This window comes from Rossellomorea sp. QJM3NY_18 (assembly GCF_056173145.1).
In genome coordinates, this window is sequence record NZ_CM149659.1 from 212,448 (window position 1) to 238,189 (window position 25,742).

The 25,742-nt window shown below is 41.9% G+C and carries 25 protein-coding genes and 2 riboswitches; of the genes, 21 read left to right on the forward strand and 4 right to left on the reverse strand.

What is annotated here, in order from left to right; genetic code table 11:
* The first annotated feature begins 53 nt into the window (after positions 1-53).
* The 13 genes from AC0VXY_RS01190 to AC0VXY_RS01250 all read left to right on the forward strand — a co-directional run bounded on the left by AC0VXY_RS01190 (position 54) and on the right by AC0VXY_RS01250 (position 12,854).
* On the forward strand, positions 54-980 hold the full coding sequence (locus tag AC0VXY_RS01190; protein ID WP_475526643.1) for an aldolase: 927 nt from the start codon (positions 54-56) through the stop codon (positions 978-980).
* A complete protein-coding gene (locus AC0VXY_RS01195; protein ID WP_475526644.1) occupies positions 981-1,280 on the forward strand; it encodes a lasso peptide biosynthesis PqqD family chaperone in 300 nt (99 codons plus the stop codon).
* A 28-nt stretch (positions 1,281-1,308) separates the two neighbouring features.
* Positions 1,309-1,776, forward strand: coding sequence for a lasso peptide biosynthesis B2 protein (locus tag AC0VXY_RS01200; protein ID WP_475527786.1), 468 nt, complete (start codon positions 1,309-1,311; stop codon positions 1,774-1,776).
* A complete protein-coding gene (locus AC0VXY_RS01205; protein WP_475526645.1) occupies positions 1,736-2,932 on the forward strand; it encodes a nucleotidyltransferase domain-containing protein in 1,197 nt (398 codons plus the stop codon). The genes AC0VXY_RS01200 and AC0VXY_RS01205 overlap by 41 nt, the downstream gene beginning before the upstream one ends.
* Before the next feature lie 11 nt (positions 2,933-2,943).
* The gene (locus tag AC0VXY_RS01210; protein WP_475526646.1) at positions 2,944-4,743 is read left to right on the forward strand and encodes an ABC transporter ATP-binding protein; all 1,800 of its coding nucleotides are present in this window, start codon (positions 2,944-2,946) and stop codon (positions 4,741-4,743) included.
* A 128-nt stretch (positions 4,744-4,871) separates the two neighbouring features.
* Positions 4,872-5,102: a hypothetical protein gene (locus AC0VXY_RS01215; RefSeq protein ID WP_475526647.1), complete on the forward strand. Its 231-nt coding sequence runs from the start codon at positions 4,872-4,874 to the stop codon at positions 5,100-5,102.
* Positions 5,103-5,177: 75 nt separating this feature from the next.
* Positions 5,178-5,960 (forward strand): hypothetical protein, encoded by a 783-nt coding sequence (locus AC0VXY_RS01220; protein ID WP_475526648.1) that lies wholly within the window; start codon positions 5,178-5,180, stop codon positions 5,958-5,960.
* Entirely contained in the window at positions 5,960-6,235 is a 276-nt protein-coding gene (locus AC0VXY_RS01225) for a PqqD family protein (RefSeq protein WP_475526649.1), read from the forward strand. Before AC0VXY_RS01220 ends, AC0VXY_RS01225 begins: the two co-directional genes overlap by 1 nt.
* Positions 6,225-6,677 (forward strand): signal peptidase I, encoded by a 453-nt coding sequence (locus AC0VXY_RS01230; RefSeq protein WP_475527787.1) that lies wholly within the window; start codon positions 6,225-6,227, stop codon positions 6,675-6,677. Before AC0VXY_RS01225 ends, AC0VXY_RS01230 begins: the two co-directional genes overlap by 11 nt.
* A 20-nt stretch (positions 6,678-6,697) precedes the next feature.
* The gene (locus tag AC0VXY_RS01235) at positions 6,698-8,515 is read left to right on the forward strand and encodes an ABC transporter ATP-binding protein (RefSeq protein ID WP_475526650.1); all 1,818 of its coding nucleotides are present in this window, start codon (positions 6,698-6,700) and stop codon (positions 8,513-8,515) included.
* Between the two features lie 16 nt (positions 8,516-8,531).
* On the forward strand, positions 8,532-9,632 hold the full coding sequence (locus tag AC0VXY_RS01240) for a nucleotidyltransferase domain-containing protein (RefSeq protein WP_435994086.1): 1,101 nt from the start codon (positions 8,532-8,534) through the stop codon (positions 9,630-9,632).
* A 186-nt stretch (positions 9,633-9,818) separates the two neighbouring features.
* The gene (locus tag AC0VXY_RS01245; protein WP_475527788.1) at positions 9,819-12,002 is read left to right on the forward strand and encodes an FUSC family protein; all 2,184 of its coding nucleotides are present in this window, start codon (positions 9,819-9,821) and stop codon (positions 12,000-12,002) included.
* A 156-nt stretch (positions 12,003-12,158) separates the two neighbouring features.
* The gene (locus AC0VXY_RS01250; RefSeq protein ID WP_475527789.1) at positions 12,159-12,854 is read left to right on the forward strand and encodes a YqcI/YcgG family protein; all 696 of its coding nucleotides are present in this window, start codon (positions 12,159-12,161) and stop codon (positions 12,852-12,854) included.
* Between the two features lie 34 nt (positions 12,855-12,888).
* On the opposite strand, the gene AC0VXY_RS01255 is transcribed toward AC0VXY_RS01250, so the two are convergent.
* Positions 12,889-13,752 (reverse strand): DUF4097 family beta strand repeat-containing protein, encoded by an 864-nt coding sequence (locus AC0VXY_RS01255; RefSeq protein ID WP_475526651.1) that lies wholly within the window; start codon positions 13,750-13,752, stop codon positions 12,889-12,891.
* A gap of 244 nt (positions 13,753-13,996) precedes the next feature.
* On the opposite strand from AC0VXY_RS01255, the gene AC0VXY_RS01260 reads away from it, so the two are divergent.
* The 6 genes from AC0VXY_RS01260 to AC0VXY_RS01285 all read left to right on the forward strand — a co-directional run bounded on the left by AC0VXY_RS01260 (position 13,997) and on the right by AC0VXY_RS01285 (position 19,937).
* The gene (locus AC0VXY_RS01260; RefSeq protein WP_435994080.1) at positions 13,997-14,581 is read left to right on the forward strand and encodes a DNA-3-methyladenine glycosylase; all 585 of its coding nucleotides are present in this window, start codon (positions 13,997-13,999) and stop codon (positions 14,579-14,581) included.
* Between the two features lie 105 nt (positions 14,582-14,686).
* Positions 14,687-14,767: riboswitch (cyclic di-GMP riboswitch) on the forward strand.
* A gap of 71 nt (positions 14,768-14,838) precedes the next feature.
* A complete protein-coding gene (locus AC0VXY_RS01265; protein ID WP_435994078.1) occupies positions 14,839-15,549 on the forward strand; it encodes an EAL domain-containing protein in 711 nt (236 codons plus the stop codon).
* 129 nt (positions 15,550-15,678) lie between these two features.
* The gene (locus AC0VXY_RS01270; protein WP_475526652.1) at positions 15,679-17,658 is read left to right on the forward strand and encodes an ABC transporter permease subunit; all 1,980 of its coding nucleotides are present in this window, start codon (positions 15,679-15,681) and stop codon (positions 17,656-17,658) included.
* Positions 17,659-17,671: 13 nt separating this feature from the next.
* Positions 17,672-18,133, forward strand: coding sequence for a helix-hairpin-helix domain-containing protein (locus tag AC0VXY_RS01275; protein WP_435994074.1), 462 nt, complete (start codon positions 17,672-17,674; stop codon positions 18,131-18,133).
* Between the two features lie 137 nt (positions 18,134-18,270).
* Positions 18,271-19,056, forward strand: coding sequence for a divergent polysaccharide deacetylase family protein (locus AC0VXY_RS01280; RefSeq protein WP_475526653.1), 786 nt, complete (start codon positions 18,271-18,273; stop codon positions 19,054-19,056).
* A 125-nt stretch (positions 19,057-19,181) separates the two neighbouring features.
* Positions 19,182-19,937 (forward strand): (S)-benzoin forming benzil reductase, encoded by a 756-nt coding sequence (locus tag AC0VXY_RS01285; RefSeq protein ID WP_435994070.1) that lies wholly within the window; start codon positions 19,182-19,184, stop codon positions 19,935-19,937.
* A 107-nt stretch (positions 19,938-20,044) separates the two neighbouring features.
* Here AC0VXY_RS01285 and AC0VXY_RS01290 read toward each other — a convergent pair whose 3' ends face one another.
* A complete protein-coding gene (locus tag AC0VXY_RS01290; protein WP_475526654.1) occupies positions 20,045-21,364 on the reverse strand; it encodes a Na+/H+ antiporter NhaC family protein in 1,320 nt (439 codons plus the stop codon).
* An 82-nt stretch (positions 21,365-21,446) separates the two neighbouring features.
* Positions 21,447-21,551, reverse strand: a riboswitch (SAM riboswitch).
* 260 nt (positions 21,552-21,811) lie between these two features.
* On the opposite strand from AC0VXY_RS01290, the gene AC0VXY_RS01295 reads away from it, so the two are divergent.
* Entirely contained in the window at positions 21,812-22,984 is a 1,173-nt protein-coding gene (locus tag AC0VXY_RS01295; protein ID WP_261749051.1) for an MFS transporter, read from the forward strand.
* Positions 22,985-23,276: 292 nt separating this feature from the next.
* Complete coding sequence (locus AC0VXY_RS01300; protein WP_435994066.1) at positions 23,277-23,549, forward strand: DUF2187 family protein; 273 nt, start codon at positions 23,277-23,279, stop codon at positions 23,547-23,549.
* A gap of 86 nt (positions 23,550-23,635) precedes the next feature.
* On the opposite strand, the gene AC0VXY_RS01305 is transcribed toward AC0VXY_RS01300, so the two are convergent.
* Both AC0VXY_RS01305 and AC0VXY_RS01310 read right to left on the reverse strand, forming a co-directional pair.
* Positions 23,636-23,893 carry a YpbS family protein gene (locus AC0VXY_RS01305; protein ID WP_475526655.1) on the reverse strand — a complete coding sequence of 86 codons (258 nt, stop codon included), beginning with the start codon at positions 23,891-23,893 and terminating at the stop codon, positions 23,636-23,638.
* Between the two features lie 212 nt (positions 23,894-24,105).
* The gene (locus AC0VXY_RS01310; protein ID WP_475526656.1) at positions 24,106-25,539 is read right to left on the reverse strand and encodes an alanine/glycine:cation symporter family protein; all 1,434 of its coding nucleotides are present in this window, start codon (positions 25,537-25,539) and stop codon (positions 24,106-24,108) included.
* Positions 25,540-25,742 lie beyond the last annotated feature (203 nt).

The following is a 25,742-nucleotide window of genomic DNA, read 5'->3' on the forward strand; positions in this document are numbered from 1 at the left end:
ATCAGTATTTGAAATATAAGGGCTTTTACAAATATACCTTTGGAGTGAAAAAAATGATTAGTACGATAAATAATACGGTTTATAAAGCCTTTGGATTACACATATCCAGTGAAATAAGATTACCCGAGGTTCCAATTGAGTCAAGCATGATGAAAGACGTCAATGTCAAAATTGTATTAGGAGATCTAACAGAGTGTTGGAATCAAAAGGGAATAGAAGGGAAGATTGTAGTATCAGAAGAAATGATAGTGTTTAAGGTAATGAACCTGGCGATCTTTTCAATTCAAGAAGGAAAAAGAGTTATCGTATCACCATTATCTGAATGGGATGAAAATAAAACAAGACTTTATCTGTTGGGAACTTGTATGGGAGTTATTTTACTACAGAGAGGGATGATTCCATTACACGGGAGTGCCATCGTGATTGATGGAAAGGCATATGGGATTGTAGGGGATTCCGGAGTAGGGAAATCAACTTTAACTACAGCGTTTATTAAAGCAGGATATAAGTTTTTAAGTGATGATGTGATAGCTGTTTCTCTTTCAGAAAAGAATATTCCATTCGTTAATCCGTCCTACCCCCAACAGAAATTATGGCAGGATAGCCTGGATGTGTTTGGGTTTGATTCGCATCAATTTAAACCATTGTTTGATCGAGAAAACAAATATGCAGTTCCTGTAGAAGAGAATTTTCATGCTGTACCTATACCTCTCTCAGGAATAATTGAGTTAATTAAAACAAAAGATGGGCATTTAGAAGTTTGCCGACTGAGCAACTTAAATAAGGTACATACCTTATATAAACATACATTTCGTAATTTCCTGATTCAAAGACTAAGTTTATTGGATTGGCACTTTCACTTTTCAACCGAAATAGCTAATCAAATACAGATACATCAGCTGAAAAGACCCTTACAAGGGGCGACTCCAAAACAATTGGTTCAACAAGTATTAGCATTAATTGAAGAAGGGGGAATTTAAATGATTAAGCACAAAAAATTAACTCCGACTAATCAAATTCAACAAAGAAAAGGAAATATTGTAAGCAATATGAATGGAGAAATGGTGATGTTAAGTATTCATAATGGTAAGTATTATAACTTCGGTGAAATTGGAGGACAAATATGGGAATCGATGAATGGTACAATTTCCATTGATTCCTTAGTAGGTACATTAATGGAAACGTATGAAATTGAGGAAGAAACATGTAGAGAGCAGGTACTTTTATTTTTAGAAGATCTTCTGACTGAACAGTTAATCGAAGTGGTTAAATATGACTGAATCATATTAGGTGATTACATTGAAGAAGATGACAGCATTTATTTCATTAAATCATAGAGAGCGAGTAATGCTGCTTGAGGCATATTTGTTATTAGGGTGGGCGAGAGTTTTGAAGTATCTTCCTTTTTCAAAGATAGCTCCTTCACTTGGTGAATTTATGACTGAATCTACCTATCTTCCTAAAGAAAAGGATATAGAAATAATAAAAAGCGTTGAAAGCTCTATTGAGATTATGAGCAAATATACTTTTTGGGAAAGTCAATGCTTAGTCAAAGCGATTGCCGGGATGAAAATGTTAAGGAGTAGAGGTATTGAATCCACTCTTTATCTGGGGACTGGTAGAGAAGAAGATAAATTAATTGCGCATGCATGGTTACGCAGCGGATCTTTGTATATTTCTGGAGCAGAGGGGATGGAGAAGTTTACGGTAGTTGGAAAATTCACTAAGAAAATAAATGGTAAAGGTGAAAAAAATGACTCCCAAACAGAGGCTTGATTTGAGTGGAATACCAAATGAACTACTATTGATTATAGATATTCTTAAACATGATACATTACAGGAAAAACTATTCTGTGCATCTTCAATAGACTGGGAAAAATTCATTAAACTTGTTAAACATCATCGTGTATATCCTCAGGTGTATATAAAGCTAGTTGAATACCCAATCACCTTAATTCCGCATCATGTAATGGAGCTCCTAAAACAACTTTATCAAAAAAATACTTTTCATATGCTTCACTTAAGTGGAGAAATGGTGAAGGTAAGCCAGTTATTTAGTGATAATAGTATAAAAGCATTGTTCTTAAAAGGACCCATTCTCGCCACAGATATTTATGGGGAGCTTTCATTGAGAACATGCAGTGATCTAGATGTTCTAATACATATAGATTATCTTGACAAAGTTGATACTCTTCTTAAATATAGCGGATATAAAAAAGATGATTATATCACTACAGTTTTGAGTGACTGGAAATGGAGACACCATCATGTCACTTACTATCATCCAGAGAATAAAGTGAAAGTTGAAATTCATTGGAGGCTCAATCCAGGGCCGAGTAAGGAGCCAGGTTTTAACGAATTATGGTCCTCAAGAAGAGAAAAGCCCATCGGTAACCATCATGCCCTTGCGTATTTAAGCAGGGAACATCTCCTTTACTTTTTACTTACTCATGGAGCCAGGCATGGATGGTCCAGGCTTAGATGGTTAGAAGACGTTCGTTTACTCATACAACAGGATATCGAGTGGGAAGATCTCGAAGGAATATTAAGTGACTATCAATGTACACATATATACAAAAAAACTCTGCTTTTATGCACTGAGTTATTTAATACTAATACACATTTGGGAGATGAAAGAATTTTTGAATACCAGCAATCTGTCCGTTTAGCCCAGCAAACACTTTATTACTTTGAAAAAACGATAAATCTTCACTCAACACCTCTTCCTGTTGAGATTGCTGAGTACCATAAGAAGTATTTATTTCAAATTAAACCATTTCAACAAAAGGTATGGTTTTATTTGAGTCTTTTACATCCCTATCCTGAAGACTTACACACATTGTACCTCCCACGAAAACTACATTTTTTATACTTTCCTTTACGACCATTCTTATCAGTTTGGAGAAGAACAAGGAAAAATGCGTTGCAATAGGAGGGGGAAATATGAGTTCGGTTTGGTATTACCTTAATAAATTACGATCCATATCTGGGAAAATATTATATATCAATCTGATAGGTATGGTGATCATCAGTCTGTTGGAGGGGTTAGGGATCTTGTTGCTTATTCCTGTATTAGAGATAAGCGGTTTACTGGAAATGAATACTATCATAGAATCTAATGATCTATTTTCTCGATTCACTTCTGCGTTACCTCCCTCTATATTACTTATCATTATACTAACAGGATTCCTACTGATAATGGCTGGACAACATCTGTTACACAGAAAAGTTGCCATACAAAATGTTGAAATTCAAGAAACGTTCGGTAGGCAAATTAGAATTGATTTATATAAATCAATCCTTCATTCAAACTGGAGTTTTTTCTTAAGGGAAAAAAAGTCCGATCTAATTAATTCTTTAACTACAGAGCTAGCTCGTGTAATTGGAGGGGTTAACTTAGTTCTTCAGCTAACATCAAATATTATCTTTACGGGAATACAAATTGGTTTAGCTTTTTGGTTGTCGGCGGAAATGACATTCATTGTAGTAGCGTTTGGTCTCATTCTTAGTTTTTTTTCAAAAAAATTCATTATCCGATCAAAAAAAATCGGTTCACAAACATCATTAAATGCTCAAGAGTATTTATCTGGAGTCACCGACCAATTTAATGGAATCAAAGAAGTGAAAAGTAATTTATTAGAAGAAACTCATTTCCGCTGGATACAAGGATTAACCGCGAAAATGAGTGATGAGCAAATAAATTATATTAAGTTAACCACATCTTCTCAATTATTTTATAAAATCTCTTCAGCATGCTTGATTGTGATCTTTTTATACGTTTCATTAACGTTTTTTACGATTCAGAAAGAACAACTACTATTGGTCATTCTTATTTTCTCCCGTTTGTGGCCTAGATTTACGAGCATACAAACAAATATTGAAAAAGTTGCATCAACTCTACCAGCGTTTATCTCGATTAATGATCTTCATAAAGAATGTTTAGAAGCAAAAGAATTCAATGGTGAAACTAGAAAAAATGATAATGAGCAAATAAAGATAATGAAGAGCCTCAGTTGCAGGGACATAGCATTTCGTTACCACAAGAATAACCCGTTATTCGCTTTAAAGGATATTCACCTAACCTTTCCCGTCAATAAAATGTCCGCCATCGTAGGACCTTCCGGAGCCGGAAAAAGCACATTGATTGATATCCTCATGGGGCTGAATCGTCCTGAGAGAGGGGAGGTGCTGATTGATAATGATCCACTTACCGCTAAAAATCTTCTGTCTCTTAGAAAATCAATCAGCTACGTACCGCAAGATCCATTCCTCTTTAATGCGAGCATACGTGAAAATCTTCAAATGATTCAGCCGGAAGCAACTGATGAAGAGATTTGGGAAGCACTACAATTCTCGTCAGCAGCTGAATTTGTAATGGACCTGCCTGAAGGATTGGATACACTTATTGGTGACCGGGGCATCCGCTTATCTGGGGGGGAAAGACAAAGAATTGTACTTGCTAGAGCAATCTTGAAAAAACCATCGATACTCATACTGGACGAAGCCACCAGTGCCCTCGACAGCGAAAACGAAGCCAAAATCCAAGAAGCGATCGAGCGACTCAAAGGCAAAATGACCATCATCGTCATCGCACACCGCCTATCAACTATCAGAAATGCGGATCAGGTGATTGTTCTGGATAAAGGCAGAATCGTCCAATCAGGTTCGTTTCATCAATTAGCTCAAGAGAAAAAGAGCATGTTCAGTAATTTGCTAGAGAAACAAGTACGTGCCCTCCCATGAATGTAGAATTATGTCGGACGAAATGTTCTTTAAAAAGAACAACATTGGTAATATAATTAGGACAATAGTAGTATGCAAGATATTGCTGTTCTTTGTAAAGAATTCTATAACAATAGGGAAGTGAAAAGATGATGGGACAAGAAACATACACTAAACCTGAAGTACTCGCACACCAGCCAATCCAATTCGAAACGGCCCAGAGCTGGAATAAAGGACATGGGAATTTAGATCACCCTGGACATGGTAATGGAGGTACTCATTATCCGAATGACCCTTACACGGGTCCAAGACCCAAACCGTGGCATGGTGGTGGAGGAGGAAAACCAGGCGGAGGCAACGGAAAAGGCAGAAACAGATAATTTTTAAGTTAGAGAGATCAATTGTACAAAAAGTTGATCTCTTTATCACCAACTTGATATGTAAAGGAGAAACATATGTCTTCATTATATATAAAGATTGCAGACCACAGTTGTAAGATCATCCAGGTTTCAAATGAATTCCTTCCTTTTCTGTTGGAGAGATTCCCTTTTACTGATGGCCAAGTAGATGGTCCTGATCTAAATCTACGTATTAACCATGGGTACGGGACTCCCTTCGAAGACTACGAGGTGAAGGTAATAAAGAAAAAGAATCACGTTGTATACCTAAGGAAAGATTATTTCATCGAGGTTGATGCTTGTTTCAGAAATGCAACGATTTCTGCTTACGATGAACTAGCCCTCAAGCATGCTTTAATGAACCTCTATAGTTCATTTATTCTCCACCATAACTGGGGATTGTTACTCCATTCTTCTTGTGTAATGGGAGGCGACCAAGCTCATATCTTTGCTGGGCATTCAGGTGCAGGGAAGTCTACAGCAGCCAAACTATCAGCCCCACGGGAACTTCTTTCAGATGAAGCGACATTAATAAAAGTTACTGATCATTCTATATGTATCTATGATTCACCTTTCAGAAGTGAACTGGAGACGGTGGGGTATAAGGGGCATGTCCCTTTATCCAGTATTCATTTGTTGTTCCAGGCTAAATTCAACGAACGATCTCAAGTGAAGCAATCGGATGCTTTCATGCAGCTGATGGATAAAGTGTTTTACTGGCCTTATAAAGAAGATGAGGTGGTTAAGGTACTGGACTTTTTGAAGAAAATAGTTAGGAATGTGCCGGTGTATGATCTTCATTTTCAAAAGAACAATACATTCTGGGAGCTGATTTCGTAATGAGTGAAAGATACGTCCAAAGAAAAAAATATAAAGCCTCTCAATTTGATAATGAGTGGATTATCCTGAATACAGATCTATATACCGTTACTAAGGTGAATGAAGTGGGAGGCTTTTGCTGGTCATTATTAGAAAGTGCTCAAACCATCGATTCAATTACGGCCGCGGTGGCTGGGCATTTTAACATATCAGAAACGCACGAAACGATAATAGATGATATTAGAGATTTTATAATGGAACTTCAACATTACGGATTGGTTGAATATGCGAGTTAGTCCCCATGCAATTGAGGTAGTCAAGAAAGTAATCGGGGAGCACCGATGGATCGAACTCCCTGCAAAAGGTACATCCATGTACCCGTACATAAAAGAAGGGGACATATGCACATTTGAAACCTGCGCTCTCCCTGATTTGGAAAAAGGGGATGTAATATTGTTTCACAATGTACAGGGGCAGTTGATATCACATCGATATATCAAAACAACACTGATAGATGGTGACAGATACTTGATGTGCAAAGGGGACACAAATTTTGGTTTTGATGAACCGATCCTTCCGCAACAAGTAATCGGAAAACTTATGTACATTAAAAGAAGGAATATTCATTCGTCTGCTTCGGCGTGGGGCGCGCTTCTATGGAAGGAAGCCATCCTTCGTTTCCCCTCATTGACTCACATGTTGAGAATGTATGTAAATAGGAAAGCGGTGCGTTACTAGTTTTAAAGGTGGAGAGACAGATGAAGACGGGGACCAATCGATTATCAGCTTTAGCAAGACAATATATGAACTTGTATGATTTAAAGAGAACGTTTAAGATGTTAAAGCCTTTTGTTTTTCGTCAGTGGAAGGCTTATATGGCAATGTTTCTGCTATTATTTGTTGATATCTTTATGACCATTGCCTTTGCCTGGTTTTTCGGAAGGATGACGGATGCTGCTGTTAAGAGTGACTTCACTGAGCTAAGACGATTGATTCCGATTGGTATCATACTTGTCCTTATCGGGATTGCTTCCAATTTCTTTTCGATTATGATTGAAACCATTACCTCAAATGGCTTAAAAAGAGACTTGAAAAACCATTTATTCCATCACATTCTTCGTCTTCCGTTAAGGCAGGTGTCCTCTCGCCGGTCTGGAGACATGCTCTCTCATTTTACGAACGATATCAATAGCGTGGACGGGGTAGTCGGCAGTAGTCTGATGGACTTGATCCGACTTCCACTCACCTATATGGCAGTGTTTCTTTATTTAATTCAAATTCACTGGAAGCTTTCCCTGATAAGTGTTTCAGTAGCTCCTTTAGCGATACTCGCAGGCGCTTATTTTGGCTTATTGCTGAGGAATAATAGCCGTCTTATACACAGTTTGATTGGAAAGATAAACAATACTTTAACAGAGACGTTTCAGGGATTTCAGGTGATCCGGTCATTTACATTGGAGAAGCTTATCTATAAAAAATATTCCAGTGCAAATCAGAAATTATATGAATTGGAGGTGGAGAACGCTAAGCTTAGCGGATGGTTCAGTTCTGGGGGACAGCTCGTCAGTTCTATCACCTATCTGATTAGCTTGTGCCTTGGGGCTTACTATGTTTCAAAGGGAGTGATCAGTGTAGGGTCCCTCCTTACATTTGTCAGTCTGGTCAGCTATCTTGTGAATCCACTAACGGGATTAGCTAGTCAATGGGCCGGGTTTCAATGGTCTGTTTCTGCTTTGGAAAGAGTCGTACACGTTTTAGAGGAGCCTGCCGAATCTCCAATCGTACATGAGTATACTCCTCTATTCAAAGGTTTAACCTCTATTGAATTCAAAAATGTATCTTTCAGCTATGATGATGAAAAGAAAATTTTTGACAGGTTCAGCCTTGCTGTTCCAAGAGGGGAAACATTGGCTATAGTGGGGCCGAGTGGTGCCGGTAAAAGTACGTTGTTAAATCTTCTGCAGGGGTTGTATACACCTCAACTAGGTACTATTTTAATAAATAGAAAATCAAGGGAGGAGTATACGCTTGCTCAATTGCGCAGTTCCATCGCTCATGTACCTCAGGAAACATTCCTCTTTGCAGGAACAATAGAGGAGAATTTGTTGTTAGCCCGACCGGGTTTGTCACATGAAGATATGGTGAGTGCTGCAAAGTCGGCCAATGTATATGAGTTTATTCTATCTCTCCCAAAAGGTTTTGAAACAGAAATAGGGGAGAGGGGTATAAGGCTATCTGGCGGGCAGAAGCAGCGGTTAGCCATTGCCAGAGCTATATTGAAAGACGCGCCCATTCTTTTACTGGATGAAGCGACATCTTCTCTAGATAGTGAAACGGAATATCATGTGAAGAACGCTTTAAGGTCTTTAATGAAAGGGCGAACGACAATCGTGATTGCGCACCGGTTATCCACCATCCAGGAAGCGGACTCTATCGTAGTGATGGACGAAGGGAAAATTGTACAAAGAGGCAGTCATTTAGACTTAATAAATGAAGAAGGTCTATATAAACGGCTACATCAACTCCAGTATTTTGCAGATGAAAAACCAACACATATCACTGCTGTAAACGCGTGACAGGAGGGGAAACACATTGGTCAAATCTCTCGTTCATTCACTTTATGAAAAAACTTCAAGCCTGCCCAAGAGCACAGCTTACTACTACCAGGCAATCGAAGAAATTGAATCCCACTCCACCTCCCCCCAGATCTATCATTTGTTAAAGGAGAAGGGAGACCTGGAAAAAACACCTCTATTCTTTCAAGTACGCCTAAAGCAAAAATATGATGAGGTACTATTCCAAAATATCCTTATCAAAAGTGAAACAGACAAAATCCTCAACGGGCTTGAAAAGGGCGGGATAGAGGCCATTCCTTTAAAGGGAGTATATTTCGCCCAGGAGTATTTCGGTCATCTGGCTGCCAGGGGGACATCGGATATTGATATCCTTATAAAGAAAGAAACGATTAAAGAAACGGTGCAACTTGTAAAGTCCTTAGGATTCGAACAGGAGGAAGAATGGATCCCGGACCATTTCCATTGTTCCTTTAGTAAACGAATTCCGGGTTCACCTGTTCCACTTGTAGTAGAAATTCATTGGGGTATTGTGAAGGAAAATACTTCACACTTAAAGATGGATCCTTTCTGGAAAGAGGCTACGTCTTTAGGAGGCCATTCCTACATTAAAAGATTATCCGATCAACATACATTTTATATGATTTGTCTGCATGGGTGGAGGCATAATCTGGATTCTCCACGATATTACCTTGATATCATTCAGTTGATTTACGGCTTGAACAATCGAATAGATCTTCATCAATTATTTCAACAAGCCAGAAAAGATGGGACGTTGAAGAGGATGGTTCGTACTCTTTCCATTGTATATGGTGAGTATCCAATGCTCGAGAACATGATGAAGCTGCCTGTAAAACGACAAATGAAGGATAGTAAAGGTGGACTGTTTCTCTATTGGAATTTCATCGACTTTCAATTCTTAAGCTATGACACATTTCAGCATAGTGTGAGAGAGGTATACAATTGGTTCTTTCCTAGAAAGAAGGACATTTTTACGGAATTAAACAAAAAGTATCGAAAGTCTTCCTATATAAATAGTATTTTCCTCTTATATAAAGCAAGATTGGGAAAAGGAATAAAAGCAACGTATCTGTTGGTCAGGGGTGCCAATCAGCTTTAGCACAAAGCACTTCCCTTTACCAACCCGTCCAAAACCCTTATAATCATACAAATAGATTCCGTTCTCTTCGTGCACCAGCGAATGTGAGTAACCTGGCTGCTTTCTGCAGTACAGGTTACTTTTTTATTGGAAAGGGTACGATAAAAGAGAATGAAAAACGGTGCGTAGATAAGGGTTTGATGAGTGATGAAACATTTACATAGACAACATATATGGCTGGGGAGGATCCTTGCGTCCGATCCCGGCAGAAAAAGATTTCAGCAGGCGGGTAAAGCTACAATCAGCTTGATTTCGGCTGTATTTACGATGCTTTTCTTATTGAAGCAGTTCGACCATCCTTCCATCACCCCGGCCATTGTGTCAGGTATGGTGGGGATGATGGGCATTTTAGTGGTCATGGATGACACGACGGGGAAGAAAAAGGTGACGACTCTGTTAATTGGTGTTGCTGTGGCAGCCGGAATTAGTTTAGGATCTGCCTTTGCCCAATATAGTCTCGTTGTGAATGCTTTATTAGTAGGTGTCATTTATAGTGCATTTTACTTTTCCCGCTTTGCCATCCGCTATTTTTCTATGGGGATGACAGGATTTATGTCGATCTATATATCATCGATCTTGCAGCTGGATGTGGCCCATCTGGAATGGTTTTATCTCGGGATTGTCATCGGGGTGGTATACGCGTTTCTTTATAACTTCATCATTTTTAAAGATTCTGCCCATATGTTAAGAAGGAGTATGCGTTCGTTTCATATTCAGTCCAACTTGACGTTTACCATCTTAATGAAGATGATAGAGGACCCGAATACGAGCAGTAAGCGGAGAAAGCAATTGGACCGGAATGTGAGAAGGCTGAATGAGTATGCGAGAAGCGTAGCGGGTGATATTAATGAGAATGATTTAAAGAAGCTGTGGCCCGGTATCGAAGCGTCACAACTTCGCTTATATGTCTTTGATACTGAAATGCTCATTCAGACTCTCACTGATTCCTTGAAAAAGCTGAAGGATCTGGAAGCTTTGGAGGTCATGGAACTCAGGCGCCTGCTCGTATGGGTTCTTCGTTCTCTCCGTGACGCCGAGGTGCTGGCCCAGGATTATGATCCCCGTTCCCTTGAAGAGGCGGAAAAAGCTATCCAGGCCTTGCGTCTTGTACTGTCAGAGGTTCTGAATCAAGAAGAAAAACCTGAAGGCTGGGTATATCTCCTGAGACGGATCGAGTCCATTGCGAACCATGTCTTAGAAGCGGCCATTACGATTCAGGAATCACTGAATGTGCCAGAGTATAAGGAGACGACAGTAGAGAGCGATGCTGAACCGGAGGAAGAAGACAAAGAAGATGAATCTGAAGAGGACAAGAGTTTAAAACCGTCTACGCGTAAAGCGATACAAGCCCTGGTAGCGGGAACCCTTGCGATTATCGTGGGGGTGCTGATCGCACCTGCACAGCCATACTGGGTTCTGCTCACGACCTTTATAGTTCAAATTGGTACTGAAACGGTAGGCAGAACGTATATGAAGGCTTTCCAACGGTCGATCGGAACGGTGATCGGGGCCATCATCGGATTCGGAGCCGCAAACCTTGTATCCGGAAATTCACAGCTTGAGGTTGTTCTCCTGTTTGCGGTCTTGTTCCTCGCCTTTTATCTTTTCCCTGTTTCATATACATTGATGAGCCTGTTCATTACGATGCTCATCGCCTTTATGTATGACCTCCTCCTCGGTGGAATCAGCATTCAGCTCATGGGGGCACGTGTCATCGATACGATTGCAGGAGCTGTGATTGCCCTGATTGTCTCAGCGTTTGTATTTCCAAAAAAAACAAAAGACAAAGTCGCCGATAGCTTTGATGATTTCTTCGGAGATCTTCAAGGATATGTTTCTTCCTATATTAAAACCTTTACGGTCCCGGAAGATAAAGCGTTGACAGATCAGGCATTTGATCTCGATCAGAAGCTCCAAACGATCAAGGATGAGGCACAATCCCTTCTGCAAAGACCCGGATCTTTGACGAGGTCGGGAGTCGGGCGCTGGATCACGGTGGTAACGGCCATTAATTATTACGCAAAGCACCTGCTTGCTTCCTCCCATCGAAAGGTGCCGGCAACGGTTTCAGAGGAACTCAATAGTGCGTTTTCAGATACGGAAGAAAAAATCTCTCAAAACATCGAGACGCTCCGGCAATTGTTAAAAGAAAAGGGAAGTGCTCCCGTTATGTGGGATTTAAGCCACGAGCGGGAAAGAATTGAAACCCAGGCTCCAAGCTGGCATAAGTCCCAGGTGGATCTTATTCACCATTTCTATTATGTGTGGAGGATCAATCAATCGATCGTGGCACTTGGAGTGGAATTAGGGGCGGAGTTAAAGAAAAGGTAAAGCGGATTCCGCTTTACCTTTTTTAATGATGGCAATGTGGTGCTTATTTTGTCAGTAATTGTTTTAACTTGTCACAATTCGGGAAGAGCATACCATCGACATAAATTTGAGGTGGAAGAATTGACAACGAACAGTTTATTGCTGACAAAAGAAGATATGACAAACCCCGAGATTGTTCCTCAATGGGTTTTAGAAGAATATAAGAATTTTCATGAGGTTGTTACTGACCGCACTTTCCCTTGCTACTTCGGTATGACCGGTGAGAAGAAGGGTGAGCTTCGGTATTCCTATATCAGTCATGACAATTGGGAGCATCTCCCCCAAACGATTCAAGAGTTCATCGACTTGTTTGACGTACCCGAAGGTGAACGCCTGATCCGTCACGGCTTCTTTTTATTTGTGGAACCTGAAAGGGAGGAGAGGTCCATCCCTCATTACAGGGATTATTTCTGGAGAATCCTGCAGTTTCTTCATCGTGAGGATAAGGAGGATTGGCCAGAGGATTATCCAGAGGATCCGGATCATCATCTGTGGGCCTTTTCCTTTGCAGGGGAACCTTTCTTCGTGTTTGGGAATGCCCCTGCCTACAAGCAGCGAAAGACGAGGGACCTTGGGAATAGCTTAGTACTCGGATTTCAGCCAAGAAGGATTTTTGAAGGATTGGAGGGTACCTCCAAGGGTGGTATCATGTCCCGTGAAAAAGTAAGAGAGCGGGTCGAAAAATGGGACGGCTTACCAACGCATCCGAATATCAGTCATTACGGGGACCCGGAGCATCGTGAGTGGAAGCAGTACTTTATTGGAGACGATGTAGAACCGATTGAAGGAAAATGCCCATTCCATCATAAATAATTAAAAGAGTGCCGGGGGTTCCCGGCACTCTTCATTAATATATATCTACATTTCCACTGGATACTGAAACATCAATGGTATATTGCCCTGAGCCTGCGACCCCGGTAATATCCCCATTTTCTATTTTTTGATTCTTTAATGGAAGATTGCAGGAAATATCCCCGCTGCTTGCCTGCCCCTTCAGTTTAAAGCTTGCTTTCTCCGGCAGATCAAGCTTCACTCCACCTGAGCTGACATCGAATGTCATGTCTCCCTTTAAGGAGTCCATGGTGACCGTTAATTCACCTGAGGATAAGTCGCCTACAAGGGGACCTTCAAAGTTCGATAACTCTACATCCCCCGAACTGATTCCCACTTTTCCATCCTCTGTTGTGAGGCCGTTTACGACCAAATCCCCTGAAGATCCATCATGTTCGAACAGTTTTGTCTCGACGTTTTCAAGCTCCATATTCCCCGATCCCATGTCAATCGACAATTCATCAAGTTTCCATTTCTTTGAATCAGATTCTCCAGCCATCACGAAATTGCCGGAGCCGATATCGATTTCCACGCTGTTCCTATACCCTTTCGGAATATAAACCGTTACGTTTGATTTGCGATTGAATCCGATCCATTCATACCATTTATGCTTGACCACAACGTCAATCGTATCTCCATTCCCGGTTAAGGTCATCGTCCCTTTTCCCTCTATATCGACCTGTACTTCATTCTTGTCAGTCGGTATGACTTTTGTGTCGCTGTTTTCCAGGTCCAGGTCGATATGTTTGATTTCATTCGTCACTTCAATCCGATCCCCTGACTGACTTTCTTTTGCAAACAATGATGTATTGTCATTTAGGATGACATAGAGCGTCCCCAATGCAAGCAATGCAATAATGATGGCAAATGCGTTTTTCATTCCAATCCCTCACTTTGGTTTGTTTTTCCAATTGATACATTTATTTTAAAGCAGTGGAGAGACTACCACAATGAGCTATAGGATTATTTTTGAATGGGACCAGAGGCGTAGGGTAATCGGAATCAAGAATACCGAAGCGGGGAATCCATGACCATCACATTAGACATCGATCGTGGATTCTTGATTTAAATAGGCAGTGGTAGGGTACAAATAGATTAGACAATGTAGATAAGGAAGTGAAATCATGAAAGATACACCTATGCCCCCAACCTTTTACGAGCAGCCGACACTGGAGCTTGCCAAATCACTGTTGGGGTGTGTGTTAGTGAAAGAAACGGAGGAAGGAATCGCTTCAGGTTATATTGTGGAAACAGAAGCATACATGGGGCCGATCGACAGGGCCGCCCACAGTTACGGAAACAGGCGTACAAAGCGGACGGAAGTGATGTTCCATGAAGCTGGCCGAATTTATACATACGTCATGCATACTCACTGCCTGGTCAACGTAGTGAGCGGAGAACGGGAAAAGCCTGAAGCGATCCTCATCAGAGCCGTCGAGCCACTCCATGGACAAGAGCTTATGGAAGCGAGACGACCCGGTCATGTGAAGAAGAATTGGACCAATGGGCCGGGAAAGTTGACGAAGGCACTAGGCATTACCATGGAGGATTATGGGGGGAGCTATTTACAACCGCCGCTCATGATTACAGAGGGGTATCAACCTGAAAACATCTCGGCAGGGAAAAGAATAGGGATTGATAACACGGGGGAAGCCAGGGATTATCCATGGCGGTTCTGGATTAGTGGTAATCCATTTGTATCAAGATAGGTCTTTCTTTATGAATTTTCTAATAATTTCTAGAAAATACACCCCATAAGTACTAGTTATGTGGTATATTTTTCTTATAAGACAAATATCTTTATAAGCTGACCATTCGACTGGGGGCTTTGAACCTAAATGATAGATGGGCGCTTACATTTAGGGGAGCCAGTAGCGCAACCGACCACATGCGAACGCGGATAATGCGTTTTTGTGTGGTTTTTTTGTAGGCAAGACCAAAACTAAAGAGAGAGTATAGGGGTCCTATGAACATCTTTACTATTTTCCAAGACGACTTTATCTACCATGATTTTCAACCATTATATGATATGGGTGAACATCGAACCCTCTATGCTTATGAGGGTCTTTTGCGAAATAAGTATAATGAAAATCCCGAAAGTGTATTTCAATCGGCCATGAAGGCCAATATCTTGTACAAACTGGATACTCTGTCCATTTCAAAAGCCCTTGAACATTTTTCGGGAAACGGGATTGAGGACTGTAAGTTATTTCTCAATATTTATATCACCACGATCTTGCACCCGAGCTTTCACACCTATTTTTCCGATCTTATGGATCGCCACCCTGATATTAAAGGACGGCTCGTGCTTGAAATTAATGAATCCAGTGCAGAAGAGCTTTGGCAGAATCCGTTGTTAAAAGAGTCTTTAAAGGAACTGAAGCAATATGGCGTCTGGTATGCGATAGATGATTTCGGGCAGGGGACATCCTCCATTAAGAAATCCATTGAATATGAACCGGAAATCATCAAGCTTGACCGCTATTTCGCCATGAACCTGGCACAGGATGAAAAGAAACAGCGGTTCCTCTCTTTTTTCAGCCAATTCTACGGAAATGATACATTGATTGTCTTAGAGGGAATCGAAACAAAACAGGATATGCAGGTGGCAAGGGAAATCGGGATAACGATTGGACAGGGCTTTTATTTAGGAAAGCCGAGCCGGTTATTGGCTTAGACCGGGAGAGTGACTCTGACTTAGAGGAGTCACTCTTTTTGTTACCGAATTGTCAGACTTGAAATAAAATTGAAAAAATTTAACATTTCTATTAAACTGAGGAAAAAGAGAATAAAGGGGATTCTATTCATGAAATATCTCAAGTTTCCGATCAGGTTCATCTTTTACTATATTCTCGGTCTAATGGGGATTTTAGCCGTGAGTATTGCTCCCGAAGTATTCAGGGAGAGAGGGTTATATAATGTTGTAGGCTACTTGGAGGAGTTTATCAAGTTCATCTTTGTTTTTATGGATGGGGCCAATTGGAGTTATTCCTATAAGGGGATTACCGTCGATTTCCTCGATATGCTTTGGGGACCATACCTGTATTCTCTGCAAATTATCGGGGGAGCCTTGGGCATAGGGCTTGCTATTGCCTTTATTCTTACCGTCTTGACTGTGTTTTTACCGAGACCGATCACGCGGGCTCTTAAGAAAGCACTAAATCTCTTGGAGACGGTGCCTGATTTAATGTTCGCATTCATGCTTCAACTTATGATTGTTTATGTATTTAAATATTTCGGAGTGGAACTGATGAATTTCACGGAGTTCGGGGAGGAGAAGATCTATCTTGCCCCGATAATTACGCTGTCCATCATTCCGATGATCTCCTTCTTCCGTATCCTCATCTTCATTATGGAAGAAGAGTTGCTGAAGCCTCACATCGAATTTGCCCAGAGTAAGGGGATGTCGAGGGGACGGATCCTCTTTTCACATGTTTTGAAAAATATTTCACCAAGTCTTTTCTATCATGGAAAGCTGATCATATGGGGGATGCTGTCCAGTTTATTCATCATTGAAACCATTTTCAATATGAGGGGAATTACTTATTATATCATTCAAGATTTCAGGCCGATGGTAATTGCCATCTCATTGATTATGATCTACACACCTTTTTTCGTCGTGTATCAAGGTGTCTATCTGTGGATCAATCACGAGAGCAGCCAAGATCATACGAAATATAAACGGGATAAAACAAAGTGGACTGAATGGAAGATATGGGGCTTTCTTTCAACCATCCGCAGGCTGTGGTGGCAGCATATGCATAATGGCAAGTTCGCTGCCGGATTCAGTGTAATATTTGGCTTGATTGCCGTCAGTTTCCTATATTCGGCGTTGAAAGAAGAGCCAATCAAACAAATTCAATTTATGAAAAATGAAGAGGGGCGGATCATCAGTGCCCCTCCTCATAAACCATTTGGGGACATGATCCTCGGATCCGATTTCTTCGGTTACAGTATTCTCGATCAGCTTATTGTAGGGGCAAAGTATACCCTGTTGTTTGCTTTGATTGTCGCTTCACTGCGGGTGATCGGTGGCTTCTATCTTGGTATTGCCTATCATTTTCACTTAAAAGAAAGCAGGAAGAACTGGCTTGACCGGGTGGTGGATTCCATTCATTTTCTCCCTTTAAGTCTTATCGCTTATCTCTTATTAAGACCGGTCCTTTGGGGGCTGCCTGTGTTAGGGTGGGATCACTCGATTTTTGAGAGGCTGGTGTTCGAAGCCGTTGTCTTAACAATCCTTGTACTGCCGTTGACCACTGTGTTAATTGGAAATGAACTGAAACTAATAGGGAAGCAGGATTTTGTCCTGTCAGCAAAGCTCCTCGGGGGGAGCAACAAGCATTTGCTCTGGACGCATCTATTCCCTCACCTGGCACCGCGGATGTTCATCATATGGGGGCAGCAATTCATCCAGACGCTTCTCATCCTCGTCCATCTTGGATTATTTCATCTTTTCCTGGGAGGGACGATCATAACAGGCGGTCTGGTCCCGGATCCTCCGAAATCAGGAACATTTGAATGGTCGGGCCTGATCAGTTCCACGAAGAATTCACTTATGACTGGCAAGTACTGGATTGTCATTGCTCCACTCGTTGCCTTTATGATTGCAATCATCGCCATGCAGCTGATTGTTCAGGGAGTGAAGGAAATCCAGCAAACGAAAGTCGGAGTGCTGGTGAACAACAAACCGATCAAGACGAAACAAAAAACAGTTAAAAAGAAAACCAACCGTCCAGCGGTGGAAGACTTCCAACTTGTCCGCCAGCAAACCTTTAAAGGATAAGGAGGAGAAAAAGGTGAACAGAAAAAGTCCGAAACTTCCATTGACTGATCAGGAGAGGGCTGCCCTCCGCAGAGCCAAGATACGACTTGGGGATCTACATGAATTATCTCCTGGAATTCTCCGGGAGACACTTAAAATTACGATGGAAAGATCCCGTTACTTAGTCGGCATGTCCATTTTCCAACAGATCCCTTCTATTGGACCTAATATGGCTCACAATGTTGTAGAGGATCTTGGATTTTATTCCCTTGAAGAAATAAAGGGAGAGAAGGGAGAAGACCTTATCATCGACTTAGAAAAGAAGTACGGTGTTTGGATGGACCCGTGCGTAGAAGACTCACTCAGGTGTGTCGTCCACCACGCTAATCACCCTGAAAGCACCAAGAACTGGTGGGACTTCACAACACAAAGAAAAACCTATCGCCAAACTCACGGCTACCCGGGAGACCGCCCCACCAAAGCCTGGGATCAATAGGTCCGTCCCTCCTGAATTCCAAGCCGGGAAGCGTATTTACGCTTCCCGGCTTTCTTTTTTGCTGATTTTTGAGGGACGGACCTCATTCGTATATCCTCCTTAAAATGGACATCATAAAGAAAAAGGAGTGATGCTATATGAGAACCCTTGTTATCTGTTTACTTATGACTTTTTCTATACAAATGCCCGTTTCAGCAAGAAACATCCTTCCCCTTTCGGCCCACCAGAACGAACTCGCGATTGTGATTGATGATTTAGGAAATGACATGGAAGGGACAGAGGAAATTATGAGTCTTCCCGTCACTTTGACAATTGCGGTCATGCCATTTCTCCCAACGACCAAGGCAGATGCGGAAAAAGCCCATAAAAATGGACATGAGGTCATTGTCCACCTTCCTATGGAACCGATGTCTGGGAAAGCGAGCTGGCTCGGGCCGGGGGCAATCACGACCTCACTATCCGATGAAGAAATCAGAAAGAGAGTGGAGCAGGCCCTGGAGGAGGTTCCTTATGCAGTGGGAGTCAATCATCATATGGGTTCGAAGGCTACCGCCGATGAGCGGGTGATGAGGATTGTTCTCGGCATATGCAAGGAAAGGGGTTTATTTTATCTGGATAGTAAAACAACAGGAAAGAGTGTCATTCCGAAGCTTGCTAAGGAACTGGGCGTCCCATACCTTGAAAACGAATTATTCTTTGATGACATCTACACCATTCAGCACATCGGGAAGCAGGCAATACTCCTTTCAAAGGCATTGGATCGTGATGATGCAACCATCGCGATCGGACATGTAGGGGTTACAGGGATGAAGGTGGCCACCATGTTAAAAGAATTTCTTCCTCTTTATGAGAAAAAGGCGTCAATCGTGCCCTTGTCCGATCTCATACCGGAATATCATCTGATTGATGAGAGCATGCCTTGATGGTGTGCTTTTTTTATGGACATTTAATAATGAAAATGTGTAAATAATCTGTTAATCGAGGCTTAATTTTTTGAGGAAAGGAAACTCTCCTTTATAATCAGTAGGTAAGAAGGAGATGATTCGAAATGGATTACGCAATCGTGACAGGAGCAACAAGGGGATTAGGAGAGTCCGTCGCCAGGCTCTTTATTGAAAAAGGCATCGGCATTCTCAATATTTCCCGTTCGGATAATGACAGCTTACAAAAGCTTGCAAGGGAAAAAGAAGTGTCGTATGAATTCTTTCCCTGTGATCTATCTCAATCAGGACAAACAGAAGCGGTTTTTCGCGAAGTGGGGACAAAGGTATTTGGATCTGAAGCTGAGACGATATTTGTCGTCCAAAATGCCGGAGTGGTGACACCGATCAATACGTCGGGTGAAGTGGAAAACGAAGCATTGGAAACAAGTGTGCACGTTAATCTATTATCACCTATGATCGCCACCAATGAATTGCTCAAAGCAGCCAAAGGCTCTGAATCGAAGATGATCATGGTCAACATCAGTTCAGGAGCAGGAAGCCGTCCTGTTTATGGCTGGAGTACGTATTGCGCGACTAAGGCGGGAGTCAATATGCTGACTGAAACGGTGAGCCTTGAGCTCTCTAATACCCATAGCCGTCATCAGATCATCGCTTTCAGTCCGGGAGTGATGGATACGGATATGCAGGGGGAAATCCGATCGTCATCCAAAGAAGCCTTTGCCGAGGTTGAGTCGTTCCAGCGCTACAAAGAAGAGGGTATGCTGCGCAGCACGGACACGGTTGCTGATGCACTTGTGACCCTCATAACCAAAACCGATATTGAAAGTGGCAAACTGTATCATGTGAATGATTTGTTATAAGAAGAGAGCAGATTCCTGAAAGCGGGGTCTGCTTTTTAAATGGTCTTTGATAAATCCGGACACAAAAAGAGACAAACCCAGACCGGTTTGTCTCTTTTCCAACAAGATTAAGAAGAACGGACCGGATCTCCATCAGCAACGGATCTCCTAGTGAATTTCGGAAGGGCGAATTGAATCGCAATCAACCCACAAACGGCAATCAGGACAGGATAGAAGGCATATGGGATGATGCTGACCGGTGATATGCCGGCTACTTCTGCCACTAACAGTGCCTGTGCACCGTATGGGATCAATCCTTGAACGGCACAGGAGAAAATATCCAGGATGCTGGCCGACTTACGGGCATCAACGCCATACTTATCGCTAAGCGTTTTCGCCAGTGGTCCTGCGATGATAATGGAAATCGTATTATTTGCTGTGCAAAGATTCGTTGAACTCACCAATCCTGCTGTAGCAAGCTGTGCTCCTTGAGGAGATTTGATTTTACGGGTGGCATGATAAAGGATCGCTTGAATCCCACCATTATGACGAATCAGTTCGACGACTCCGCCGATCAGGATGGACAGGATCACAATCTCCGCCATGCCCGTCATACCATCAGCTACACTACCAAAGTAACTCGATGGGGTAAAGCTTCCATCAGTAAATCCGATAATCCCTGCCAACACAATCCCGCCTATTAAAACGACAAATACGTTCAATCCTGCAAGGGCCCCGATGATGACTCCAAGGTAAGGGATGATTTTAACCCAATCGAAGCTTCCTGCGTCGACAGAGGATGGAGTCCCCATCGTAAGGACAAAAAGGATGACCATAGTGATGATGGCTGCCGGTAATACAATGAAGAAGTTCACTTTGAACTTGTCCTTCATTTCCGTTTTCTGTGTGCGTACGGCTGCAATCGTTGTATCCGAGATGAACGATAAATTATCCCCGAACATCGCTCCTCCGATGACGGTGGCCATAGCAAGGGGCATGGAAATATCTGCTCCTGAGCTGATGCCCACTCCGATAGGGGCAAGTGCTGCAATCGTCCCCATGGATGTACCCATTGATAAGGAAATGAAAGCGGCGATGATGAATAATCCAACAATGATTAAATTACCAGGAAGTACGGATAGGGCAAAGTTGACGGTTGAATCAACAGCCCCCATCTTTTCTGCTACACCGGAAAACGCGCCGGCTAATAGGAAGATAAAGACCATGATCATAATATCCGGATGCCCGGCGCCTTTTGCGAACCGTTCAACCTTAGAGGTTAACGATTCTTTTCGATTCATCGCCAGGGCTACAACTGCGGCAATGATAATGGATACGAGAACAGGGAATGCATAAAAATCTCCTGAAAGGATTCCCGCTCCAAGGAACAGTGAAACAAATATGATCAAGGGCAATAAAGCCAGTAAATTACCTTTTTCTTGGTTCATGTCAAACACTCCTTTGTCGTGTGAAATCAAATAAAAAAACCTCTTCCAACATAAGAAGAGGTTTCATTCAAACGAAACACTCCTCTTATCTTTCAAGCATTACGCTTGCTGGATGTGGCACAGCACTCATCATGAGTCCGCTGCCGAGACATCACAGGGCCAGTCCCTCCGTCTCTCTGGATAAGAAGATATGTTATTTAGTTAATTTAAAATATACTTCCATACTTTAAAGGGTTTAATTGAAAAAGTCAAACGGTAATTTATTGGAAATGAAAACGTAGTGCGTGGCTGCCGTAGCTGGCTCAAACCAAAGCGTAGGCTGTTCGCCGTAGCACGGGATACATCGTAAAACGCGAGGCTTTATCCATAAAAAGGCATAAATTCATAGACAAGTGAACGGTCAGGGTCTACTATAAGATAGACAAAAACATCTTGGGGGATACGGTAGTGGAAAGAAATGTACGAAATCAAATTTTTACATTACAAGGGTTTTATTTATTGACGTTCTTCGGGGTTGGTAGTTTATATCCTTTACTTAGTGTGTATTTGAGCGAAAGTGTGGGGTTAAATGGGTATCAGATCGGAACCATTATGTCTGTCGGCCCGATCATGATGATTTTCTTCCAGCCGATATGGGGGATGGTCAGTGACACAACCAATAAGCCGACCGTCGTGTTAGGGTTGACTTCCTTAGTTGCAGGGATCTTTGCTCTTGGTTATTTATTCATGGATGTTTACTATGGATTGTTGGTGGTAGCAATTTTAGTTGCGATCTTCCAAAGCGCCATCATCCCCGTCTCCGACAGTATCAGTTTGAAGTATACGAGTAAAGTCGGTTATAACTACGGAAATATCCGATTGTTCGGCTCATTGGGATTCGGAATTGCCGTGTTCATCATGGGGAGGCTTTCAGAGGGATTTATTGGACCGACGATCATTTTCTACTCCTTCTTTATCTGCCTAGTCCTTTCAGGGTTCCTATCCTTCCGTTTTCCTAAAGAGAGAGCGGCGGCTAAGCTTGATTTAAAAGCCGGGATGAAGGAATTATTCACGATGAAAAAATTTCTGATCTTCCTGGCTGTCACGTTCCTGGTATTTGGCCCGAATTTAGCCAACAACGTGTATTTCGGATTATTCGTGGAAGATTCAGGTGGTACGTACGCCGGAATCGGCCTCGCATTTCTGATCGCCGTCCTATCAGAAGTACCGTTTATGAGAATCGCGGGAGGTTGGATTGATAAGTTCGGTCTCTTGACCGTAGCGGCGCTGGCAGGCGCTGCATCCATGATCCGCTGGCTATTTTACTTCACGGAACCAAGTCTATGGCTGGTATATTCTTCAGCAGTGATGCAGGGTCTTGCCATCGGATTATTCATTCCTGCAGGGCTTCGCTACATTAAAGAAATCACGCCGGCACATATTACAGCTACTGCCGTGACCGTCTATTCGGCCATCGGAAATGGCCTCGGGAATTGGTTCAGTACCTTCGTGGGAGGTTTCATCTATGAAACATACTCCATTTACACGGTATACCTCTTCTTCGCAGTCCTGTCACTCCTTGGCATCTTCCTCTGCTTCGTCCTAATGAAAGAAGAAAAGAAGAATGCATTAGCCTACTAATAAAACATCTTCAGGCATCCGCTACCCACGGATGCCTATTTTTAATATAAAATTAACAAAAGGAAGGATTTTCCTTATAGGGTGTATAAGTATATATAAGTGGCTTTACCCCCGGTTAAATGTGCAGCTCAAAAAAAGAAAACTTTAAAAGGTTTTGATTTTATCTATTTGTGGTACAAAAAGGATAAGTCATTCATTGAAATTTATATAAATACAAGTTAAAATAATATTATTAGAAAATTCTTTCAATTAAAAAGAGAACCATCACTTTAACTAAAAGGGGACTTTGAAAATGGAAAATACATTCGTTTACTCAAAAGAGAATGCAAATCTTGGGGATACGATTCAGTTTAAAAGAAAGAAACATGTCATCAATGGTGTCGTCACGACTTTAAGAGAAAATACCGTCATCGTCAAAATGGATAGGGAAATTGCGAAGAATCTTGACTTACCGGATGATCAAACGGTCGTAGCACATAAAAACTATGTGGTGACAGAGCGAGCAGAAAACGATACACAGCCTGTATTTGTTTATGATGGGTGGAATAGCGCATTAAAAGCCTAAGTTTCAGCCTACAAATAAAGTAACCCTGAAACGGCCTCACCATGAGAATGGATGTAGACGAATCAGGGTTATTTGTGTTGTGCAGCTTATTTTAGTCTCGCGACATATTCCTCAACCATTTCCGTTGTCACTAGCTTTCTTTGCGGAACTACCCCACGTCTTGCTAAGGCATTGATTTCATTTGTCACTTGATTAACATGATCCGTTGTAAAAGGTTTTCCAGCAGAACAAAGCTGAACAGCTTCGTCAATCGCTTTTTCTCTGCGCTCATCAAGTTTCATAAATTGCTGAACAAGTTGATTTTGCATGTTGGAATGCTTGGAAATTTCTTTGTGCACACTCACGATTTCATCCCTCTCCTTATTTTTACAATAAGTCTATTATGCCTGTTTCTATCTCCAGATGGCAATGTTCAATCATCCCTTTTATAAGATGGGGGACAGCAGGCTCCTTTGACTAACTTTCTATCAATAGTATACCTGAGAATAGAATAGAATAGAAAAAATGACAAGAAAAAAGAGCAGGGACATGCTCCTGCTCTTTGGTATAAGGTTTATTATTCATTTACTGCTTTTTTAGGCATGTCACTTTGGCGCTTTGGCCAGCATTCGACATTTTTTAAACCAGGAATGTCATCTGCATAGAATACAGGGTCCAATCCTTGACGACGCTGCGTCATATAGTTGTCCAAAGCTTTAAAGGCAATCGGTGCCAGAATGCCGATGGCAGCCAAGTTCGTAAGGGCCATCAAGGCCATTGAGAAGTCAGCCAGGCTCCAGACGATATCAAGGCTTGCGACAGACCCAAAGACCACCATTCCCAGTGCAATAAAGCGGTAGATCATAAGGGCGGCCTTGCTTTTATTAATGAATGGGAGATTGGCTTCACCATAATAATAACTCCCAATGATGGAACTGAAGGCAAAGGTGAAGATGGCAATCGCCAGAAAGATTCCGGCCCATGAGTTAAAGTGTTCAGACATGGCTGCTTGAGATAGTTCGATTCCCGTCAAACCGGAACCGTATGCGTCTGACGTTAAAATGATAAAGGCCGTCGCGGAACAGACGAGAATTGTATCGAAGAATACCCCCAGTGCCTGAATGAATCCCTGCTTGACAGGATGGGAAACCGATGCCGTAGCCGCCGCATTCGGTGCACTACCCATTCCGGCTTCATTGGAGAATAGCCCACGCTTTACGCCGTTCATGATCGCGGCTCCAATACCACCACCGACAACTTGTTCAAAGCCAAAGGCACTTTTGAAAATCATGGCGATGACGCCTGGCATTTCAGTGATATTCGTAATGACTACAAATAAGGCGAGTACAATATAAAAGCCTGCCATGATCGGTACAATGAAAGATGAGAAGTTGGCTATGCGTTTAACACCGCCAAAGATGATGAGTGCAGTCAATCCGGCCAGTACAATTCCAATGACAAACGTATTGATGCCAAATGAATTACTGAAGGCCGTTGCGATGGTATTACTTTGGACAGCATTAAAAGTTGTCCCAAATGAGAGGATGATGGTCACCGCAAAGATCGAACTCATCCAGGGCTTGCCCAGTTGTTTCTTCATATAGTAGCCGGGGCCGCCTTTAAATCCAACCTTATCCTTTTCTTTATAAATCTGTGCCAATGTGCTCTCCACAAAGGCGCTGGCTCCTCCCAGAATGGCAACGAGCCACATCCAGAAGACCGCTCCAGGTCCCCCAATTGCTAAGGCAATGGCTACTCCCGCTAAATTACCTGTACCAATTCGAGTACCTGCTCCGATAAAGAATGCCTGTAAGGAAGAAATCTGCTTTTCCCCGTCTGCTTCGATAACATCTTTATCCCCTAATAATCGAAACATCTCACCTAAGTGGCGAATTTGAACAAATTTAGATCCGATTGTGAAGTATAATCCTAAAATAAGAAGTACACCGATTAAAATATACCCCCATAATATGGAGTTTGCTTCCGTGACTAAATTGTTTAAAATATCCATGATAACCCCCTCGGAAATTTGTGTCGGTTACATATATTATTATCTGAAAATTAAAAATGAAAGTCAAGTTATTATCTGAATATTAAAATATTACCAGGTTTTATTTAGTGAACCGAACTATTTTATCATAGTAATAAAGGTTTTCTGGAAACGGATAAGACAAAAGTAATAGGGTGGATTATTATTTTGGTATAACTTATTTG

Excerpts from the sequence above, each read along its gene's own strand:
- AC0VXY_RS01190 (WP_475526643.1), top strand. The coding sequence starts at position 54 with ATGATTAGTACGATAAATAATACGGTTTATAAAGCCTTTGGATTACAC.
- AC0VXY_RS01195 (WP_475526644.1), top strand. The coding sequence starts at position 981 with ATGATTAAGCACAAAAAATTAACTCCGACTAATCAAATTCAACAAAGA.
- AC0VXY_RS01200 (WP_475527786.1), top strand. The coding sequence starts at position 1,309 with ATGACAGCATTTATTTCATTAAATCATAGAGAGCGAGTAATGCTGCTT.
- AC0VXY_RS01205 (WP_475526645.1), top strand. The coding sequence starts at position 1,736 with ATGGTAAAGGTGAAAAAAATGACTCCCAAACAGAGGCTTGATTTGAGT.
- AC0VXY_RS01210 (WP_475526646.1), top strand. The coding sequence starts at position 2,944 with ATGAGTTCGGTTTGGTATTACCTTAATAAATTACGATCCATATCTGGG.
- AC0VXY_RS01215 (WP_475526647.1), top strand. The coding sequence starts at position 4,872 with ATGATGGGACAAGAAACATACACTAAACCTGAAGTACTCGCACACCAG.
- AC0VXY_RS01220 (WP_475526648.1), top strand. The coding sequence starts at position 5,178 with ATGTCTTCATTATATATAAAGATTGCAGACCACAGTTGTAAGATCATC.
- AC0VXY_RS01225 (WP_475526649.1), top strand. The coding sequence starts at position 5,960 with ATGAGTGAAAGATACGTCCAAAGAAAAAAATATAAAGCCTCTCAATTT.
- AC0VXY_RS01230 (WP_475527787.1), top strand. The coding sequence starts at position 6,225 with ATGCGAGTTAGTCCCCATGCAATTGAGGTAGTCAAGAAAGTAATCGGG.
- AC0VXY_RS01235 (WP_475526650.1), top strand. The coding sequence starts at position 6,698 with ATGAAGACGGGGACCAATCGATTATCAGCTTTAGCAAGACAATATATG.
- AC0VXY_RS01245 (WP_475527788.1), top strand. The coding sequence starts at position 9,819 with ATGAAACATTTACATAGACAACATATATGGCTGGGGAGGATCCTTGCG.
- AC0VXY_RS01250 (WP_475527789.1), top strand. The coding sequence starts at position 12,159 with ATGACAAACCCCGAGATTGTTCCTCAATGGGTTTTAGAAGAATATAAG.
- AC0VXY_RS01255 (WP_475526651.1), bottom strand. The coding sequence starts at position 13,752 with ATGAAAAACGCATTTGCCATCATTATTGCATTGCTTGCATTGGGGACG.
- AC0VXY_RS01260 (WP_435994080.1), top strand. The coding sequence starts at position 13,997 with ATGAAAGATACACCTATGCCCCCAACCTTTTACGAGCAGCCGACACTG.
- AC0VXY_RS01265 (WP_435994078.1), top strand. The coding sequence starts at position 14,839 with ATGAACATCTTTACTATTTTCCAAGACGACTTTATCTACCATGATTTT.
- AC0VXY_RS01270 (WP_475526652.1), top strand. The coding sequence starts at position 15,679 with ATGAAATATCTCAAGTTTCCGATCAGGTTCATCTTTTACTATATTCTC.
- AC0VXY_RS01280 (WP_475526653.1), top strand. The coding sequence starts at position 18,271 with ATGAGAACCCTTGTTATCTGTTTACTTATGACTTTTTCTATACAAATG.
- AC0VXY_RS01285 (WP_435994070.1), top strand. The coding sequence starts at position 19,182 with ATGGATTACGCAATCGTGACAGGAGCAACAAGGGGATTAGGAGAGTCC.
- AC0VXY_RS01290 (WP_475526654.1), bottom strand. The coding sequence starts at position 21,364 with ATGAACCAAGAAAAAGGTAATTTACTGGCTTTATTGCCCTTGATCATA.
- AC0VXY_RS01300 (WP_435994066.1), top strand. The coding sequence starts at position 23,277 with ATGGAAAATACATTCGTTTACTCAAAAGAGAATGCAAATCTTGGGGAT.
- AC0VXY_RS01310 (WP_475526656.1), bottom strand. The coding sequence starts at position 25,539 with ATGGATATTTTAAACAATTTAGTCACGGAAGCAAACTCCATATTATGG.